Genomic DNA, 16749 nt, shown 5'->3' with positions numbered 1-16749 from the left:
CAACCTATCACTTGGGTATAAACCGAGAAAGATTGATCAATAGGGGCTAATCAGTTACCCTAGGGCGAATTATATTTGCCTACAAAGTTTTTGGTGTTGAGGATTGATTGAAAAACCTGTGGATAGTAAATTTACTAACTCCAAGTCCCTACAAATATCAGGATCGTATTTATTACTGTTCCTGTGTTTAGGATTGAGCGCTTTCGCCATTGGCTTGGATATGACAGTGAGCCACCTATGGCCTGCTAATATTTCCTTGTTCGTACCGTTTACCATTTGCGCTTTAGTCGTGGCGGCGACCGGACAGTGGATTATCCCCATTTTAGCCCGGATTAAAGCCGGACAGTTCATCCGAGAAGACGGTCCGCAAGCCCACCTCAAGAAAGCCGGAACCCCAACCATGGGGGGGATTTTCTTTATTCCTGTCGGTATTGCGATCGCACTAGCCGGATCAGGATTTGATACTAATGTTATGGCAATTTGCGCCCTAACGGCTGGCTTGGGCTTAGTTGGGTTCATAGATGACTGGCAAATCTTGAGACGAAAATCTAATAAAGGCATCTCTGCTAAGATGAAATTGGCGCTGCAAGTGTTGTTGGCAGTGCTATTCTGTATCTGGTTAGTCTACAATCAAGCCTCGGTAGCATCTAATATCGCCTTACCCTTTGGCTTAACTCTATCCCTAGGGGTGTTATTCTGGCCCTTCGCTACATTCGTTCAGGTGGCGGAAAGTAATGCCACTAACTTAACCGATGGCGTTGATGGTTTAATGGGAGGATTAGGAGCGATCGCCTTTTTGGGAATGGCCGCCTATCTCGCCCCCACCTACCCAGAAATTGCCCTATTTTGTGCCTGTATGTCCGGCGCTTGTGTAGGATTTGTTTCCCACAACCGCAACCCAGCTAAAGTATTTATGGGAGATACAGGAGCCTTAGCTTTAGGGGGAGCCTTAGCCGGGGTGGCTTTGATTACTAATACCCTTTGGGTGTTATTAATTGTCAGTTTGATTTTCTTAGTCGAAACCCTGTCTGTCATTGCCCAAGTGACCTACTACAAGGCGACTAAAGATGCCAACGGAGTTGGTAAACGTCTGTTTAAAATGGCTCCACTTCACCATCACCTCGAACTTTATGGCTGGTCAGAAAATCAAGTTGTAGGCTGTTTCTATTGTATTCAAGGCTTATTAATTTGGGTGGTTTTTCTGATAGCTGGTTAGGGATTTTCTGGTGTGGTTAACAAGTTCAATTTGAACTGCCTATTATGCCATATATTTCTGTTGTCATTCCTATCTATAATGGCGAAGCTGATTTGCCAGATTTGATTGCTTGTTTGCGATCGCAAATCTACCCAACCAATCAGGTTGAGTATCTGCTAGTAGACAATAACAGCAGCGATCGCACCGGGGAAATATTGCAAACAGCTACCGCCGAGCCAACCCTACCCCTGCGACCCCTGACGGAAAATCAAATTCAAAGTTCCTACGCCGCCCGAAATCGTGGTATCCGCGCCGCCAGAGGAGAAATTATCGCCTTTACTGACGCTGACTGTCGCCCAGAACCTGAATGGTTAAAAAACCTGGTACAACCCTTTGGAGATGATCAAATTGGCATAGTAGCAGGGGAAATTATCGCTTTACCAGGAAACACTCTCCTAGAAAAACACGCCAGCCGCCAAGATACCCTTTCCCAAAAACACACCCTCGCACACCCTTTTTATCCCTACGGTCAAACCGCTAATTTAGCCGTGCGACGAGACGCATTCCAAAAAACGGGCTTATTTCGTCCCTATCTCACCACCGGGGGAGATGCTGATTTATGTTGGCGCATTCAACAGCAAACCAGCTACCAGTTAGCCTTTATGGAAAAAGCACAGGTTAAACATCGCCACCGCAGCACTCTAAAAGGATTACAAAGTCAGTGGCGACGCTATGGAGAGTCAAACCGCTATCTTCACCAAATCCACGGCGTGGATTTAATGCCTCAAATGCAGCCTAAAGACTACATATATAGCCTGGGGCGGTGGATAGTCAAGGAATTACCTGTCAATAGTGCTAAGGCGATTATAGGTCGCGGTGATTGGGTTGATGTGGTGGGGACTCCCATAGGTCTACTTAATGCGAGATGGCGATCGCTCGGTCAGCAACAAGCAAGTCTTCCTGAACAAGCCAAACAGATTGATCAGCTTTAGTCAAAGAAAAGTAAACAGTAGAGGTTGGTTTTGTGCCATGAATGTCACCCTTATACCCCATTCAACTGAAACAATTACCCGCGTTGGTGTAATTGGCGGCGGACAATTAGCTTGGATGATGGCTAGTGCGGCTAAGAATTTGGGCGTGTCTCTGGTGGTCCAAACTCCCCATAATAGTGATCCGGCTGTGGCGATCGCCGCCGATACCGTTTTAGCAAATATTGCTGATGCGATCGCTACTCAGGAGTTAGCTAAACGCTGCGATGTGATTACCTTTGAGAATGAGTTTATTGATCTTGATGCTCTCCAGGTATTGGCAGAAGCTGGGGTCTGTTTCCGCCCCCGTCTGGAGGCTTTAGCACCCCTGTTAGATAAATTTGAGCAATTATCTCAATTGCAACGTTTAGGCTTGCCTGTGCCTCGTTTTGAGGCGCTAACAAGGGCTGAAGGGGATCTTAACCCTAAAATTACCCAAGGTTTGGGTTATCCGGTAGTTCTCAAAGCTAGACGGCATGGTTATGATGGCCAGGGAACCTTTATCATTCCTGATGCTGCTACCCTGAAAGCTACCTGGGCGAAGTTTGATTATCCCCCCATGCTACTACAGGAATTTATCCCCTTTGAACGGGAATTAGCAGCGATCGCCGCCCGGTCAGTCACCGGAGATGTCGCTATTTATCCCATTGTGGAAACTATCCAACGCGATCAGGTTTGTCATCGCGTGATCGCCCCCGCTAAGATTAGCACCGATTTACAAAATCAAATTAATCGGTTAGCCCATACCCTTCTTAATGGTTTAGACGTGGTGGGGCTATTTGGTATTGAGTTTTTCCTGACCACTTCTGGGGAGGTTTTGGTTAATGAAATCGCCCCCCGCACCCATAATTCCGGTCACTTTAGCCTTGATGCTTGTTATACCTCCCAATTTGAACAACATTTGCGGGCCGTCTCTGGTTTACCTTTGGGAAGTCCTGACCTTAAATGTGGCGGCGCGGTGATGGTGAATTTGTTAGGGTTTGAGTTAGCCGAAAATGACTATTTCGCCAAACGGGAACAACTCGCCGCCATTCCTCAAGCTAAAGTTCACTGGTATGGGAAAATTCAGTCCCGTCCCGGTCGTAAACTCGGTCATGTCACCGTTTTAATTGATACTGAAGACCCCCATACTCTACATGAGGAAGCACAGGCGATCGCTCAACAGATAGAATCTATTTGGTATGGTGATCAACTTCCCTACCGCCATCAGTAATCATACTCATTTGACTGATTGTTACCCCCCCCAAAAAAAAATAGCTGTCCTTACCTGTGAGGACAGCCTAATTTATCTAATTTATAGGTATATACTCTTAGTATTTAATACTCTAAGATTCTGCACTCTCCCCTGACTGAGATGATTGTAAATTATCAGGATCGACATAGTAGCAAACGGAATCTAAGCAAATTAACGCCCAGCCCGACTCTTCAATGTTTTTTAACTTGTAAGCACCCTGCTGCACAAAAAAGCCTTTATGATTGCGGGTATCAGCCTTAACGTAAACCTGGTTATCATTAACCTGGTTATCATTGCCCATAGTTATTTCTACGTTATCATTGCCCATAGTTATTTCTACTCCTTGTGTTATCAAATTGGTCTGCTAACTTCAAATAAGATTGTTAATGCGTGAAGTTCCCAAATCTTATCATTTATTTTGCCAATTGGTTGGTTAAATAATATTATTTTTTGTAAAGGAGTTTCAAGAGCTACCTAGTAGGAATATTTACTCAGTCGCCCTATTCAACTGGAATTTACTTGAATTGCCGTGAACAGACCCGATAATTTCAGGTCTATTACTGGCGATGCTATATGTTAGCATATCATCAAATTGGTATTGCTAAAGTTCTAGGAGCCATTGTTTAACCCTAAGTAAACTTTTCCATTCAGGTTTGCGAGTCAATCCATCGTCCAAATTTTTTTTGACTTCCTCTAGCCACTCCGAATCAGCCATAATCATCTGTTGAGCCATTTCTACATGGGGACGAACCCCCGGTTTTTTTAACTCCAACATTGATACGGCTAAATTTACCCTAGCTTGGGGGTCGTGGGGATTTAATTTAACCGCCAACTTGGCGGCTTTATAAGCCGCAGAGGGTTTATTAGCCAGAAGGTATAACCAAGCTAGGCTAGTCCAGGCGTTACTATTTTTAGGGGAGCGATCGCACACTTCACGAAACACGGGGATTAAGGTATCCATAGCTTCCCCAGCTTGATAACGCTCAAATCCTTCCTTAAACAGTTCTTCAGTAGTTTTCATCGTTAGAGAGCAAGTATTACAGACTACAAAGCGATCGCCATTGTTACAGTACAACGTGCGATCGCCTTTAATCATACCTGATGGAGTCCGTCAACCATTAAGTAGCAAAGGACTTACCACAGCCACAGGTTTGACTAGCATTAGGATTAGTAAATTGGAACCCACCCCCAATCAAAGCGTTGCTGTAGTCAAGGACCATCCCATAAATATACAGCAGACTCTTGGGATCACAAACAACCTGAAAACCATTATGATCGAAGACCTCATCAGTATCCTGGATGCTATCGGGTTCAACAAAATCCATCATGTAAGACATACCAGAACATCCCCCCTGACGGACACCCACCCGTAAACAGAGGTCTCTACCTTGCTTCTCGCGCAGGAAAAGCACCTGCTGAACAGCAGCATCAGTCATCTGAATTCCTTGGGTTGGGGTTTTAGACTCAGTTGCTTGTGTCATTGGCTTTCCTAACTCCTTGATTTTTATGATTTTCGCAATACTAAACTAGGGGTCGAGATAGGTCTGACGACTTACTCGGACTATTGAGAACACCATAACTGCTCAATGGGCTTGGCTCTCACTCTCACCTGCTATGCTGGAATGTGGGAATGGGAGCCAGCATTGTTTACACAGTGGTTCCCAATAGCGTTCCATAGCTCATTTAACGCCGGGATAATTAATTTATGGCAGGCCAACTCATGAATCGACCCTGCCATTTATTGATCCTAGCTCCGATTGTAACAAATGTAAGGCGGGGAGTGTTAAGATGACGGTCAAGGAGACCTGGGCTAGGGATGAAAAGCCAGTCCTACAGCCAGATCTAACCTGGGCGCGATCGCATTTACCAGAATTTGGTATTTTGTCATACAATCTAAGATTAGGGACCATAGCAGGGACCTGCAACCTGTTACCATAAACGGAGCGGGTGTAAAATTCCCGGTTCAATCGATTGTGTAAAATCTTAATCTGGTAGCACTACTCGATATCATAATTTATCTAAATGACATTTCTCAATCGTTCAACCCTTCGTCGTTTACAAAAACTACCATCCATTCCTAGCGTGTGGGAGGGCGATCGCCGTCCGATGTCTCAGGGGATGTCACAGACTAATTTAGAAACAGATATAGAGACTGATAATGACTGCATCATTTGGGTTGACGGTTCTCAGGGAATGGTACGGTCAATGGATATGGTATCGGCTAATATTGGTCCAGAAGCGATCGTCCGCACCCTGCTTAGAGCGATGGAACATCCCCAAAGCCCCACCCCAGCAGCCCGCCCTCACAAAATTGTCGTCAAAGATCGCGAAATTCAGTTTTTCCTGCGCGGTGTCTTACAAGAACTGGATATAGTTATAGACTATGTACCGGATTTACCACTAATTGATGAGATATTTAGGGGACTCCAAGAAGTAGCCGAAAGTCGCCCTCCTCAACTTCCGGAACCCTTTGTAGATCCCCTGCTCAAAAAAGCCTATCAAATTTGGCAAGATGCACCCTGGGATAAATTAGTGGAACATCAAATTATTTCTATAGAAATCAATCACTTAGATGTAGGAACTCTCTACATTTCTACACTAGGGAAGTTAGGGATGGATTATGGGGTGTTAATGTACCGTTCCCTAGAATCTTTAAAAAGGTTTCGAGAAAGAGTTGTTGCTGACCGACCTTTTGATAACCTAGAAGAAGCATTTTTAACTCAAGATTGTCTGTTTGTCACCTTTGAGCCTTTGTCAGAAGAAGATGAGGAGGAGGACGTAATCTGGGAAACTTTATCAGCATCGCAGATTGAACCTAACTTTGGTAATTTACACCCCTTAGAAGGTTTGCGATCTGTGATCTACGAAGAAGAAGCCACGGTGATGATGGTAGCCTTGGAAGCACTGCACCGATTCTTACGAGATTTTCGCTATAAATTAAATGAGGATTCATTTCCTAAGCTGTCGAAACGATATCGCATATCTTGTTCCTTACCTGATGCAACTGAAACCAAAATGATTTCGGTGAAGGTGGAAACTTTACCAGAGGTGGCTGATGAACTTCTGGAAATGGTGGAAGCCGCAGCGGAAGATGACGACGAGGAGTTGGATTACCCTACGTTACGAGATGATTTGATACCACCTAAATCATTTTTGAGTTTAGGTGTAATTCCTTGGGAAACGGTGGATTATTTGCGAAACAATACGGAGTTCTATCAGCCTTCGGATGTGCAAATTCCTCAGAAAGGGGATGGTCTACCTGTGATTTTGATTCAAACTTCTAAGCCGAAGGCGAAAACACTAATTCAAAATTTGGAGGAGGCTGGAGGATTAACGGGAATATGTTTTAACTCAGGAAAAGATCCCCTGGAGGGTCGCAATTATGACCTGGGAATTTTGAAGACGGAAAATGGTGAATTGCATTTGTTTGGTGAATTTATCGAAGATGACCCAACTCATCAGCGGGCTCGGAAAAACTGGGAACAACGCTGTAGCCAAACTCAGGGTTGGTGTGGTTTAATTATTGCTATGGGGTTGACGGGGGCTTCTCGTGGTCAGCCCGGTTTTAAGGATATGATGGCATTGGTGGAATTGCGATCGGTTTCTCCTGATGAGTTTGGATTGGGACCTTTAGAACTCATTACCCCCATGTAATTAACTGGAAACTACAACCTAGGTTATGTCTGAACTACCCCCCCTAAATACTGATACGATTTGGGCGATTCTGAATGAGGAAATAGACGACAGCACTGTTAATCAACTGGTGTGGTATTATCTCGGTTATCGCTATGACGAACAAAGCGATCGCTGGGATGTAACTCAAGTGGATACACAGTGGCGAGAAACCTACGGAGAACCCCCGGACTTTATCGAAAGCCGTCCGGCTACTGTTCAACTCACCCGGTCGATACCTAAAGAAAATAAACAACTCCTGAAAGAGGAACTAGGCTTTAAAGGCTACACTATTGGAAACTTTGGACCGAGACAAACCCGGCGCGCTACTATGGCTAACTGGTTACTCTCCTATATGAAAACTACCCAGCCCAACAACACAGATATTCAAGCAATATCAACAACGCAAACATAATTGAGGTAAGGATTTCGTGACGATTTTATCGCGTAGGGGCGGGTCCGGCGATCAGCCAGAACCCGACACCAGCCAACTTTCTAAACCCGCTATGAAAACTGCATTTTTGGGACTGGGTGTGATGGGTGGCTATATGGCTGCTAACCTCGCTCAAGGTGGTTATGATGTGAAAGCATGGAATCGTACTCGATCGCGTCCTGGTGTGGCGATCGCCTCTGATGCAGGCGCTAAAATCGTTCATACCATAGAAGAGGCTGTGACGGAAGCTGAGGTGATCTGTACCTGTGTGGGAGATGTTCCCGATGTGGAAGAAGTCATCCTTGGTCCGGAAGGGGTGATTCAGTTTGCTAAACCGGGCGCGATCATTATAGACTTTAGCACTATTGGGTCGGCGGCGGTTCATCCGATCGCTTCGGCGATCGCATCCCATCAAATGCAGTTTTTAGATGCACCTGTTTCCGGGGGAGATATCGGCGCGAAAAATGGTACTCTAGCTATTATGGTGGGTGGCGATCGCCATAGCTTTGACACCTGCCTACCCTTGTTAGAAACAATGGGTAAAAATATCCGCTATTGTGGTCCTAGTGGTAGCGGTCAAGCTGTTAAACTCTGTAATCAGGTACTATGTTCCCTCAACATGATTGGACTATGTGAGGCGATGTTACTAGCGGAACATCAGGGTATTGACCCTCAACTAATTGTGGAGGTATGCAGCACCGGAGCCGCTGGGTCTTGGGCTTTGTCTAACCTAGGGGAAAAGGTAGCTAACAATGATTTCGCTCCGGGTTTTATGATTCGCCACATGGTTAAGGATTTGCGATTAGTTCAAGAGGCTATTTCCAGGGAGTTACCAGGGGTAAAATTAGCCGATACCCTGTTTAAAATAGTTCAGAATTTGGATGAAGGTTTAGGCTCTAATCAAGGAACCCAAGCCATGATTAGAGCTTATCAGAAGCCGGACAATTAACAATTAACAATTAATAATTAATAATTATCCATTTCCGAGACCGCCGCTACTAGAGATAAAGCCACCATGGGGGCTGTGACCGATCGCAAAATTCGGCTTCCCAGAGACACAGGCTGAAATCCCCTATTAATTGCTTCCTCAACCTCTGGTGTTGTCCATCCCCCTTCGGGTCCAATAGCTAAAAGCAGGGAATTGTAGACATAACCCTTTCCTTGTCCGGTTCGAGAAGCCAACAAACAATTCAACAGGTGGGGAAAATCTCCCCTAGCCACACAAATATATTTATCTACCTCTTCTCCCTGGTCTGACAAAGTTTCCCAAGCCTGCTGTATCGATAGTGGATCAGTAATTTCCGGGAGGATCTGACGTTCTGACTGTTCCGCCGCCTCTGTAGCAATACGTCGCCAGCGGGCTAGTTTTTGAGGGCTAGGGACAACCACAGTGCGGGCGCTGATAATGGGAACCAAACGAGACACTCCCAACTCCGTAGTACAGCGCACAATCTCCTCAAAGCCACTTCCTTTAGGCATAGACACCCATAAAGTCACAGGTATGGGTAACTCATTGTTAACCCTTATCGGTTCAACCACAGTGGCATTTTGCCCGCCTTTCCAGATAGCCAGCCACCAACCCCCCCGACCATCAAGAATAATAAAGCGATCGCCCTGTTGTAGGCGCAACACTCGACCCAAATAATGCTGTTGTCCAGCAGTCAGGTCTACCTGTTGGTCATGGAATTGTTCAGGAGCGATCGCGATCCGTTGAAGTTCCCTCATGAAATTCTGTTAACAAAATGACCCCACCCGACTTTTGGTAGGGTGGGGATTGCTTAATCAGCCATTAAAGGCAATTAGGACTCAGCGCGAACCTTAGCTAGGTACTCCTCAATCGCCTGGGTAGCAATTTCGACAATTGGTTTGCTTTGGCGTTTCGACTCATCTTTTAGTTGACTATAGATGTCATGACGCACACTAACCCGATGTCGGATTTTGCTAGGATCGACCGGAGCTTGGGGCGCAGTCGCATCATTAGAGAGTGTTTCTGGCGAAGTTGGGACAGGGATTTCTTTCGTCTCAATGTTCATCGAGGAATTTACTTGGTAATTGGATACAAAAGTGCGGATGGAGTCTAAACCAACACGATGGCAAAAATCGCCAAAACTCTCGGACGGTTGCCGATTCTGTTTAAAGCCAACAAAAATCGGCTCCAGAACTGCTTCTAGGTCACATAGAGCCAGCCGTTCCATAAAAGGTTCAGCTAGTCGCGTTTGGTTAGGAGAGCCTCCCAGCCAAACCTGGTAGGTGTCGGGAGCGCTACCGACGAACCCCAGTTCCGCCATGTAGGGTCTGGCACATCCATTGGGACATCCTGTCATCCTAACGACAAAATGCTCCTGTTCCAGCCCTACCTTGTCCAACAATACCCGAATCCGGTCTAGGATACTAGGGATTGCACGTTCAGATTCTGCAATTGCTAATCCGCAAGTTGGGAAAGCCGGACAGGCCATGGCATAGCGGACCAGAGGATCAATTTCGGTTTCTGGCAAAACCCCATGTTCTTTCAGGAGGCGATCGATTTGCTGCTGGTGTTTCGGCGAAATCTCATACAGGATAATGTTATGGTTGCCTGTAATTAACATTGGCAACTCAAACTTTTGGTGAATTTTCTGTAAAGCCGCCTTGAGCCGGAAACTTCCGTCATCTTTCACCCGGCCATTTTCCACCGAGATACCCAGAAATAATTTACCGTCGCCCTGTTCATGCCATCCCAGGTAATCTTGATATTTCCAAGGAGGCAGGGGTTTAAAAGGTTTTAGGGGTTTGCCAAAATAATCCTCAACCTGAGCGCGGAATTTGTCAACTCCCCAATCCTCAATTAAATATTTCATCCGCGCGTGGCGGCGGTTAGTGCGATCGCCATAATCCCGCTGGGTTGCTACGATCGCCTTCATCAAATCATAAATATCAGCGCGATCGACATAGCCAATTTCATCAGCTATACGGGGGAAGGTTTCTTCCTTGCGGTGAGTTCTACCCATACCGCCGCCTGCTAGGACGTTAAAGCCCTCCAATTCTCCCGCCGCATTAGTTATGACCACCAAACCCACATCTTGGGTATAAATATCAACAGAGTTATCTCCGGGGACTGTTACCGCACATTTGAATTTGCGCGGCATATAATGCTTGCCATAGATCGGCTCTTCCCCCTCATGGAAAATTGTGCCATTACCATTGCGATCGCGCGCCGCTTTGACTTCCGGGTTTTCCTCCGCACTAACTATTTTTTCTCCATCGAGCCAAATTTCATAATAAGCCCCAGTCTGAGGAGTCAGCAGATCCGCAATATAATTGGCGTAGGTTTTCGCATACTCATACTCAGGGCGATCGCAATAGGGAGCCGGAGGAGCCATCACATTCCGGTTCAAGTCTCCACAAGCACCCAGAGTCGAGCCCATGCTTTTGATAATGCTAGAGAGAACCGTTTTCAGGTTCTTTTTGAGAATCCCATGGAGTTGGAACCCTTGGCGGGTAGTTGTCCGCAGTGTCCCATTCCCGTATTCATCCGCTAGATGATCGAGAGTCTCATAAAGCTGAGGTGGGATAAATCCCCCGGGGCTGCGGGTTCGCAACATAAACTGATAATCTTTCTCTTGTCCCGGAACCCGATTATCTCGGTTATCCTGTTGGTAGGAGCCATGAAACTTGAGAATCTGAACCGCATCCTCTGTCAAATAGTTGCGATCGTTGAGCAGTTCAGTTGCTAAAGGCTCCCGCAGTTGATTACTGCGCTCTTTGATAGCTTCAAGTTTAGAGAGCTTTTGCGCTGATTTCGTAAATGTAGGGCTTGTCATAGTAAAGTGAAGTGCCAGTCAAAACAAAAAAACATCGAGGCTGAACCTGACTTAGCGTGAACTACCCCACCCTGCCTTTGGCGAGGATGGGGCTTCCTGATTCAACGGGAACTGCATCTAACAAAACCGATGTTTTGCCAGGTTGTCTTACACTCCCTCCCCAGGCAGTATCGCTGGTTCCCAACGACAATACTTGTACTGAGCATAGTCGAAGTATCCGCAAGGCTTCATTTCTGATATTTTGTGCCGCGTTGACATCTCGATCATGGCAAGTCCCACAATGTTGACATTGCCATTGACGAATATCTAACGACAAACTATCTACTCGGTTGAGGCAAACGTGGCAGGTTTTAGAGGATGCAAAGAAACGATCAACCTCAATATAGGTTTTTCCTTCCCACTCCGCTTTATATTTAAGCATTGTGGTAAACATTCCCCAGCCTACATCACTAATCGCCTTGGCTAGTTTGTGGTTTCGTACCATCCCTTTTACATTCAGATTCTCTACAGCAATAACTTGGTTTTCGTTGACTATCTGGCGGGATAGTTTGTGTAGAAAGTCCTCACGGCAACGGACAGTCTTGCTATAAACCTTAGCTACTTTTTGTTGGGCTTTAGTTCTATTCTGACTACCCTTTTGCTTGCGGGATAGTTTTTGTTGTTGGCGTTTAAGGTTACGGTGATGTTTGGCGAAATGACGGGGATTATCATACTTTGACCCATCACTGGTAATGGCGAAATGAGTCAATCCAACATCAATGCCAACTGCTTTACCTTCGGTAGACTGACTGGGAGTTTCTTTCCCATCATCCACCAATACCGAAGCATAGTATTGTCCATCAGAATTTTGGGAGACCGTCACAGTTTTGATTGTCCCTTCAAATTCTCGATGACGATGGCAGTAGACTAGCCCAATCTTCCCAGGTAGTTTGATATAGTCTCCCTCAAACTTAACGTTGGCGGGATAACTTAATGACTGCCGACCATGCTTTGACTTGAAACGGGGCAATTGCGCCCGCTTCTCAAAGAAGTTTTTGTAGGCAGTGGAAAGATTGAGAGCAACAACTTGCAAAGACTGGGAATAGGCATCCGTTAGCCAAGGGTATTCCTTTTTTAACCCTGGCAACAGACCCTGGATATATCCACGAGATAATCCTTTGCCTGTCTTGAGATATGTTTCTTGGCATAGGTTGAGTGCCAAATTCCMATACCAACGACAGCATCCAAACGCCTTGGCGAGAGACGCTTTTTGGTCGTCGGTTGGGTAGATGCGATACTTGTACGCCTTATACATTATCGTTATTTGCTGTTGCCGATAACATTGTAGCTGATCATCCGAGGATTCGCTATCGCTCAGTTTGTTTATTGGTTGCTATTCATCCCCTCCCTGCAAGCGAGGAAGGGGAATTCCGCCACATTTTTTAAATTCCAAGCCACACCCAATTGTGTTTAAACACCGATAGTCTGAACCTGAACGTCTCGCACCTAGCAAAATGATCGTACCACGATTATGCTAGAGATTGTCCTCCATCAGATCAGATTTGGTCAAAACTTTTTATGGCAGATTCTCTAATGTACCAGGAAGATCACTTTGTTGTCTTGGAGCCTAACCAACCTGAGCAACTTATGACTGTCGCCGAACTTACAGACAAGTTACAGGCTATTCTAGCCCAACTACAAGATGATCTCCCCCGTGAACTCCAAAAGTTTCCCACACCCTCACAGCAAGCCCAATATCTTATCAATACCTGCTGTGATCTTGATTTAGGACCCGGAAAATATCTACAGTGGTATGCAGTACGTTTAGAAAAAGGCAATCCCGAATAGGTAGCATATACACCAGCACCCTCCCAAGCTATGGGATTTCAACCTTAACCCCAAATTTGCCACTCAATTAGCTTTCCGTGTCAGCAATCATGATTAAATCCACGCAATCAGTGTCTGGTTGAGTCACCTGTACCCGCAAATTCGGACCAAAAAATTGAGCAATTTTGGTTTGCTTTTCTTCCCAAACCGATAGAGGCACAAAAGGCGAGTAAAATTCTAAAATTAACGCATAACTGCCATCAACTACCCCTTCCCGCAAGGCTTGGAGCTGTGGATGTTCATCATCATTCCCTCCTAGTTTCAGGCGTTCGATCGCATCAATGAGGTGAGCCGATTGGCCATAACGATAGCGGGTAACATCCGATCGCACTTGATTTTGAGTAGGGGTCGCCTGTTGTTCCCGCTTGCTGAGGACTTCTGGCGTTGTCGGTTCAGAAAATGGTATAGGTTTAATTTCTGCCGCTTTCAGAGCCAGTCCTCCCAATAATAGGGGAATCCCATAAAAAAATCCCGCTAGATTTAGGGTAGCATAGTCAGCAAAATAGGCGACAAACCCCACCACAGTAATTAACCCACCCAGCACTAAACCCACTTGAGCTAGAGAAATTTTCCGAAACATCAGATTAACTAATTATAAATTGTTGGCATCAATCAATACTTTACCAAAAAATTGCCCGTCAACCCCAATCATTTACAGTTCCCCAGTCCCGTTTTTTTCACATCACCAGAACACAAAACTTGAGTTTGATGCTAGAATTATCGAAATCTAACTACCTAGGTGACAAGAGGATAATCCATGGATTCACAGAAGATCCGAGAGCGAGTTGCCTTAATTGAGAGCCAACGGGAAGCTCTACTCAAGTTATTGGAAAAACCTAATTTAGGGCCTTTGCGAATTGATGTAAATCAGGCTCTCGAGGAAATGGATGAGTTGCTAGAAGACTTCAAACGCACATTTCCAGAATCAGAAAATAATTAAGTTTCTGGTCATAGATTAGGGTTTGATACCGGCTCCAAATCCCAGCCATTATCTATATTTTACCGGGGCGAGGCGGAGTCAAATCATCAGGGATGTTTTGGCGGCGCAGTATGGTTTTATGCTCACCGCGAAAAGCATCCTTAATTAACGGCTCTATCCCCGCTCCTGTCTACAGTTGACTCACTTGGATTGTCTTGTGGTGCTACTACCTACGCAGTTGAATAGGCATCACTAAATAAGTCATTTTTAAACCTCCCAAAGGATTGATAATTACGGGAGTGCTGGCTGCATTTAACTGTATCTGAATTTCCGAACTATTTAACACCTTTAACCCATCCATTAAGTATTTGACATTAAAGGCAAGTTCCTTGGGTTCTTCACCGGAAATCTGAGCAGGCATTGACTCCAAAGCATTCCCGACATCAGCAGCTTCTACAGATAGGGAAATTTGTTGATTTACCTCATCAATGATACATTTAACAATATCATTTTTTTGGCTGGCTAAAACCCCAATCCGTTCTAAAGCCCCCAAAAGGGTCCGTCGTTCAACATTCACCTGGCTTAAAAACTTATTAGGTATTAACTGTTCATAAGCCGGATAAGCGCCCTCCAACTTACGAGAGTTCAAACGACGAGTTCCCACGTCAAAAACCACTTGGGTATCATCAAAACCTAAAGTCACCATTAGGGGGGTTGTGGCTTCTTCCTCGGTGGCGGTGCTATGTCGCCCTGAGTTAGCACTTACAATCATACGTTCCACCTCCCGCAGGGCGCGTGCTGGGATAGTTATTTCCAGGTCTTCTTGTTCTTCACTATTGGGGTCTCGGACATTTTCCACCTTGACCACTGCGAGTCTATGACCGTCGGTGGAAGCAAAACAGAGGGTATCTTTTCCGACTTTGAGATTAACACCAGCTAGGACTTGCTTAGTTTCATCAGGACTGGTAGCAAAGAGAGTTCCCTTTAAGCCTTCCAATAGACTATCAGCCGCTAGTTGAATGCTATGTTCACCTTGTACGGAGGGTAAGTCGGGATACTCTTCAGCCACCATTCCTCGGACTTGATAGCGTCCTGAACTGGAAGTTAGAGTAACGACAGCTTCGGTGTCTTCATCATTGACCTCAATATCGCCCCCAGGTAAACGGGAGACAATATCATTGAGCAATTTAGCAGGTAAGGTTAAAACTCCCCCCTGCTGAACCTGAGCCGGAAAACTGGCGTTAATTCCCATACTCAAGTCAAAGGCGGTTAGACTCAATTGTTGAGTGTCCGCATCAGCTTTCACCAAAATGTTAGATAAAATCGGGTGACTGGGACGCGACGGAATGGCTCTGGAAACTAAGGATAGATTAGAACTGAGTTGTTCCTGTTCTACAATTAACCGCATTTCAGGTATTTAGCAAGGGGACTGAATCTAACATTATATCTCTGATGGCGGCGTGGCGATCGCCTAAATTCTGATAAGTTCTGAACCTAGGTGTTGAACCTAAGTGTTGAACCTAATTGTTTAGGGGGTGGCGAGCCAGTGTGGAAATTGTGGAAATTAGGCTTAAATTTGCATCTGGTTCAGGGTTCCATCCTATGAGTATCTGTGGAAAAACTGTGGAAAATCCATCAAATCGATAGGGATTTGGTCCGGTTCAATCCCCTGTGAATCTTAGTATTTGGCAACAATAGGCAAGTTATCCACAACATTTTCCACAGGGTATGCTTGAGGCTGAAAATGGGAGAAGGCTAGTTCCTCCCCTACGGGCGAGAATATCAATAAACCATGGGTACAGTTCCGAACCCGCCCCCAGATTATGGTTTTTTAGCTGTCTCCCGGAGTCGGAGGGAGTCAGAGGGGCTTTAATGTGTATGGGAATTGACGCCAGGTCTGTTCCCAAAGGGCGGCATATTAAGGAATTTTGCATTTAATTAACATATAAATAAATAGGCTATAATTGCGGAATTTTTGGGGGATATTTTTAATATAAATTAACGGAATTTTTCTGAATGTTAGATGAGGAATTAGAGTCATAGTTAGGCAAATATTAAAACCATGGCGATAGGGGAATTAATAAGAATTGTAAAATATGGGAGTTTTGGTTGTGGGTGGGGGGGTATACTGGAAACTGCCAGCAGCCGAGGAATAACGATCGCCTATGGGCTGTATTGGCTTGTTCAAATACTACCGGGTATTTGACGGGAGTTGACAGGGTAGCGATCGCATCATTAGAAACCCAATATGCCCAAAGGAAAGAAAACCAAAACACAGAATAATGACTCACTAGAGCAGAAACTTTGGAAGGCAGCGGATAAGCTGCGTAAAAACATTGATGCCGCTGAGTATAAGCATATTGTCCTGGGGTTGATTTTCCTCAAGTACATCTCCGATTCTTTTGAGCAGTTGCATGAGAAGTTGATCGCTCAGGAGGGGAACTACGAATTTGCAGACCCAGAAGACCCAGACGAGTACAAAGCAGAAAATGTGGTCTTTGTGCCGGAAGTCGCCCGCTGGTCAACACTTCAGGCTCAGGCGAAACAGCCGACTATTGGGCAGTTAGTTGATGAGGCGATGGAGGCGATCGAGCAGGCTAAC

At 45.4% G+C, this 16749-nt stretch carries 20 protein-coding genes; 11 read left to right on the top strand and 9 right to left on the bottom strand.

All coding sequences use genetic code 11. From position 1 onward, the window contains the following. Positions 1 to 118: 118 nt before the first annotated feature. Genes mraY through B9T16_RS05270 form a run of 3 tightly spaced genes read left to right on the top strand, consistent with a single transcriptional unit; the run spans position 119 to position 3436 of the window. Positions 119 to 1216, top strand: coding sequence for a phospho-N-acetylmuramoyl-pentapeptide-transferase (mraY, locus tag B9T16_RS05280; RefSeq protein ID WP_035737650.1), 1098 nt, complete (start codon positions 119 to 121; stop codon positions 1214 to 1216). Between the two features lie 44 nt (positions 1217 to 1260). Next, the gene (locus B9T16_RS05275) at positions 1261 to 2187 is read left to right on the top strand and encodes a glycosyltransferase (protein ID WP_006619726.1); all 927 of its coding nucleotides are present in this window, start codon (positions 1261 to 1263) and stop codon (positions 2185 to 2187) included. Between the two features lie 37 nt (positions 2188 to 2224). Continuing rightward, positions 2225 to 3436 (top strand): 5-(carboxyamino)imidazole ribonucleotide synthase, encoded by a 1212-nt coding sequence (locus tag B9T16_RS05270; RefSeq protein WP_006619725.1) that lies wholly within the window; start codon positions 2225 to 2227, stop codon positions 3434 to 3436. Between the two features lie 112 nt (positions 3437 to 3548). On the opposite strand, the gene B9T16_RS05265 is transcribed toward B9T16_RS05270, so the two are convergent. The 3 genes from B9T16_RS05265 to B9T16_RS05255 form a co-directional block, all read right to left on the bottom strand. Continuing rightward, on the bottom strand, positions 3549 to 3785 hold the full coding sequence (locus B9T16_RS05265; protein ID WP_006619724.1) for a hypothetical protein: 237 nt from the start codon (positions 3783 to 3785) through the stop codon (positions 3549 to 3551). Positions 3786 to 4058: 273 nt separating this feature from the next. Further along, positions 4059 to 4478 carry a tetratricopeptide repeat protein gene (locus B9T16_RS05260; RefSeq protein ID WP_006619723.1) on the bottom strand — a complete coding sequence of 140 codons (420 nt, stop codon included), beginning with the start codon at positions 4476 to 4478 and terminating at the stop codon, positions 4059 to 4061. A 97-nt stretch (positions 4479 to 4575) separates the two neighbouring features. Further along, entirely contained in the window at positions 4576 to 4938 is a 363-nt protein-coding gene (locus B9T16_RS05255) for a HesB/IscA family protein (RefSeq protein WP_006619722.1), read from the bottom strand. 307 nt (positions 4939 to 5245) lie between these two features. On the opposite strand from B9T16_RS05255, the gene B9T16_RS05250 reads away from it, so the two are divergent. From B9T16_RS05250 to B9T16_RS05235, 4 genes are all read left to right on the top strand, one after another. Continuing rightward, entirely contained in the window at positions 5246 to 5395 is a 150-nt protein-coding gene (locus tag B9T16_RS05250; RefSeq protein ID WP_161783029.1) for a hypothetical protein, read from the top strand. A gap of 84 nt (positions 5396 to 5479) precedes the next feature. Continuing rightward, on the top strand, positions 5480 to 7111 hold the full coding sequence (locus tag B9T16_RS05245) for a DUF6930 domain-containing protein (RefSeq protein WP_410244248.1): 1632 nt from the start codon (positions 5480 to 5482) through the stop codon (positions 7109 to 7111). Between the two features lie 25 nt (positions 7112 to 7136). Then, the gene (locus tag B9T16_RS05240; protein WP_410223030.1) at positions 7137 to 7544 is read left to right on the top strand and encodes a DUF1823 family protein; all 408 of its coding nucleotides are present in this window, start codon (positions 7137 to 7139) and stop codon (positions 7542 to 7544) included. A gap of 91 nt (positions 7545 to 7635) precedes the next feature. After that, complete coding sequence (locus B9T16_RS05235) at positions 7636 to 8511, top strand: NAD(P)-dependent oxidoreductase (RefSeq protein ID WP_410244258.1); 876 nt, start codon at positions 7636 to 7638, stop codon at positions 8509 to 8511. Positions 8512 to 8528: 17 nt separating this feature from the next. Here the strand turns inward: B9T16_RS05235 and B9T16_RS05230 are convergent, their stop codons facing one another. The 3 genes from B9T16_RS05230 to B9T16_RS05220 all read right to left on the bottom strand — a co-directional run bounded on the left by B9T16_RS05230 (position 8529) and on the right by B9T16_RS05220 (position 12656). Next, positions 8529 to 9287: a 16S rRNA (uracil(1498)-N(3))-methyltransferase gene (locus B9T16_RS05230; RefSeq protein WP_006619718.1), complete on the bottom strand. Its 759-nt coding sequence runs from the start codon at positions 9285 to 9287 to the stop codon at positions 8529 to 8531. Positions 9288 to 9361: 74 nt separating this feature from the next. Then, entirely contained in the window at positions 9362 to 11362 is a 2001-nt protein-coding gene (gene sir / locus B9T16_RS05225) for a sulfite reductase, ferredoxin dependent (protein ID WP_006619717.1), read from the bottom strand. 61 nt (positions 11363 to 11423) lie between these two features. Continuing rightward, positions 11424 to 12656, bottom strand: a complete 1233-nt coding sequence (locus tag B9T16_RS05220) for an RNA-guided endonuclease InsQ/TnpB family protein (RefSeq protein WP_410244247.1) — start codon at positions 12654 to 12656, stop codon at positions 11424 to 11426. A gap of 263 nt (positions 12657 to 12919) precedes the next feature. Here B9T16_RS05220 and B9T16_RS05215 point away from each other — a divergent pair, with 263 nt between their 5' ends. Next, entirely contained in the window at positions 12920 to 13189 is a 270-nt protein-coding gene (locus B9T16_RS05215; protein ID WP_006618866.1) for a chlororespiratory reduction protein 7, read from the top strand. A gap of 67 nt (positions 13190 to 13256) precedes the next feature. Here B9T16_RS05215 and B9T16_RS05210 read toward each other — a convergent pair whose 3' ends face one another. Next, positions 13257 to 13808 carry a DUF2854 domain-containing protein gene (locus tag B9T16_RS05210; RefSeq protein ID WP_006618867.1) on the bottom strand — a complete coding sequence of 184 codons (552 nt, stop codon included), beginning with the start codon at positions 13806 to 13808 and terminating at the stop codon, positions 13257 to 13259. 177 nt (positions 13809 to 13985) lie between these two features. Between B9T16_RS05210 and B9T16_RS05205 the strand changes: the two genes are divergently transcribed. Next, the gene (locus tag B9T16_RS05205; protein WP_006618868.1) at positions 13986 to 14168 is read left to right on the top strand and encodes a hypothetical protein; all 183 of its coding nucleotides are present in this window, start codon (positions 13986 to 13988) and stop codon (positions 14166 to 14168) included. Between the two features lie 205 nt (positions 14169 to 14373). On the opposite strand, the gene dnaN is transcribed toward B9T16_RS05205, so the two are convergent. Both dnaN and B9T16_RS05195 read right to left on the bottom strand, forming a co-directional pair. Next, on the bottom strand, positions 14374 to 15555 hold the full coding sequence (gene dnaN / locus B9T16_RS05200) for a DNA polymerase III subunit beta (protein ID WP_410244246.1): 1182 nt from the start codon (positions 15553 to 15555) through the stop codon (positions 14374 to 14376). Positions 15556 to 16065: 510 nt separating this feature from the next. Beyond that, a complete protein-coding gene (locus tag B9T16_RS05195) occupies positions 16066 to 16188 on the bottom strand; it encodes a hypothetical protein (protein ID WP_410244245.1) in 123 nt (40 codons plus the stop codon). A gap of 74 nt (positions 16189 to 16262) precedes the next feature. Between B9T16_RS05195 and B9T16_RS05190 the strand changes: the two genes are divergently transcribed. Together B9T16_RS05190 and B9T16_RS05185 are read left to right on the top strand one after the other, a co-directional pair. Continuing rightward, positions 16263 to 16430, top strand: coding sequence for a hypothetical protein (locus tag B9T16_RS05190; RefSeq protein WP_410244244.1), 168 nt, complete (start codon positions 16263 to 16265; stop codon positions 16428 to 16430). After that, positions 16396 to 16749: type I restriction-modification system subunit M N-terminal domain-containing protein (locus tag B9T16_RS05185; protein WP_410244243.1), on the top strand; the 354-nt coding region annotated here is incomplete at its 3' end. The genes B9T16_RS05190 and B9T16_RS05185, both read left to right, overlap by 35 nt.

Source organism: Arthrospira sp. PCC 8006 (assembly GCF_046480465.1).
Taxonomy (GTDB): Bacteria; Cyanobacteriota; Cyanobacteriia; order Cyanobacteriales; family Microcoleaceae; genus Limnospira; species Limnospira platensis.
Note: the sequence above shows the minus strand (reverse complement) of the source record. Positions and strands in the feature narration are given on the sequence as shown.

Bases quoted from the DNA above. Each gene is read 5' to 3' on its own strand.
- B9T16_RS05240 (WP_410223030.1), top strand. From the start codon at position 7,137: ATGTCTGAACTACCCCCCCTAAATACTGATACGATTTGGGCGATTCTG.
- B9T16_RS05235 (WP_410244258.1), top strand. From the start codon at position 7,636: ATGAAAACTGCATTTTTGGGACTGGGTGTGATGGGTGGCTATATGGCT.
- sir (WP_006619717.1), bottom strand. From the start codon at position 11,362: ATGACAAGCCCTACATTTACGAAATCAGCGCAAAAGCTCTCTAAACTT.
- B9T16_RS05245 (WP_410244248.1), top strand. From the start codon at position 5,480: ATGACATTTCTCAATCGTTCAACCCTTCGTCGTTTACAAAAACTACCA.
- B9T16_RS05205 (WP_006618868.1), top strand. From the start codon at position 13,986: ATGGATTCACAGAAGATCCGAGAGCGAGTTGCCTTAATTGAGAGCCAA.
- B9T16_RS05265 (WP_006619724.1), bottom strand. From the start codon at position 3,785: ATGGGCAATGATAACGTAGAAATAACTATGGGCAATGATAACCAGGTT.
- B9T16_RS05195 (WP_410244245.1), bottom strand. From the start codon at position 16,188: ATGACTCTAATTCCTCATCTAACATTCAGAAAAATTCCGTTAATTTAT.
- B9T16_RS05210 (WP_006618867.1), bottom strand. From the start codon at position 13,808: ATGTTTCGGAAAATTTCTCTAGCTCAAGTGGGTTTAGTGCTGGGTGGG.
- B9T16_RS05250 (WP_161783029.1), top strand. From the start codon at position 5,246: ATGACGGTCAAGGAGACCTGGGCTAGGGATGAAAAGCCAGTCCTACAG.
- dnaN (WP_410244246.1), bottom strand. From the start codon at position 15,555: ATGCGGTTAATTGTAGAACAGGAACAACTCAGTTCTAATCTATCCTTA.
- B9T16_RS05275 (WP_006619726.1), top strand. From the start codon at position 1,261: ATGCCATATATTTCTGTTGTCATTCCTATCTATAATGGCGAAGCTGAT.
- B9T16_RS05215 (WP_006618866.1), top strand. From the start codon at position 12,920: ATGGCAGATTCTCTAATGTACCAGGAAGATCACTTTGTTGTCTTGGAG.
- B9T16_RS05260 (WP_006619723.1), bottom strand. From the start codon at position 4,478: ATGAAAACTACTGAAGAACTGTTTAAGGAAGGATTTGAGCGTTATCAA.
- B9T16_RS05255 (WP_006619722.1), bottom strand. From the start codon at position 4,938: ATGACACAAGCAACTGAGTCTAAAACCCCAACCCAAGGAATTCAGATG.
- B9T16_RS05230 (WP_006619718.1), bottom strand. From the start codon at position 9,287: ATGAGGGAACTTCAACGGATCGCGATCGCTCCTGAACAATTCCATGAC.
- B9T16_RS05270 (WP_006619725.1), top strand. From the start codon at position 2,225: ATGAATGTCACCCTTATACCCCATTCAACTGAAACAATTACCCGCGTT.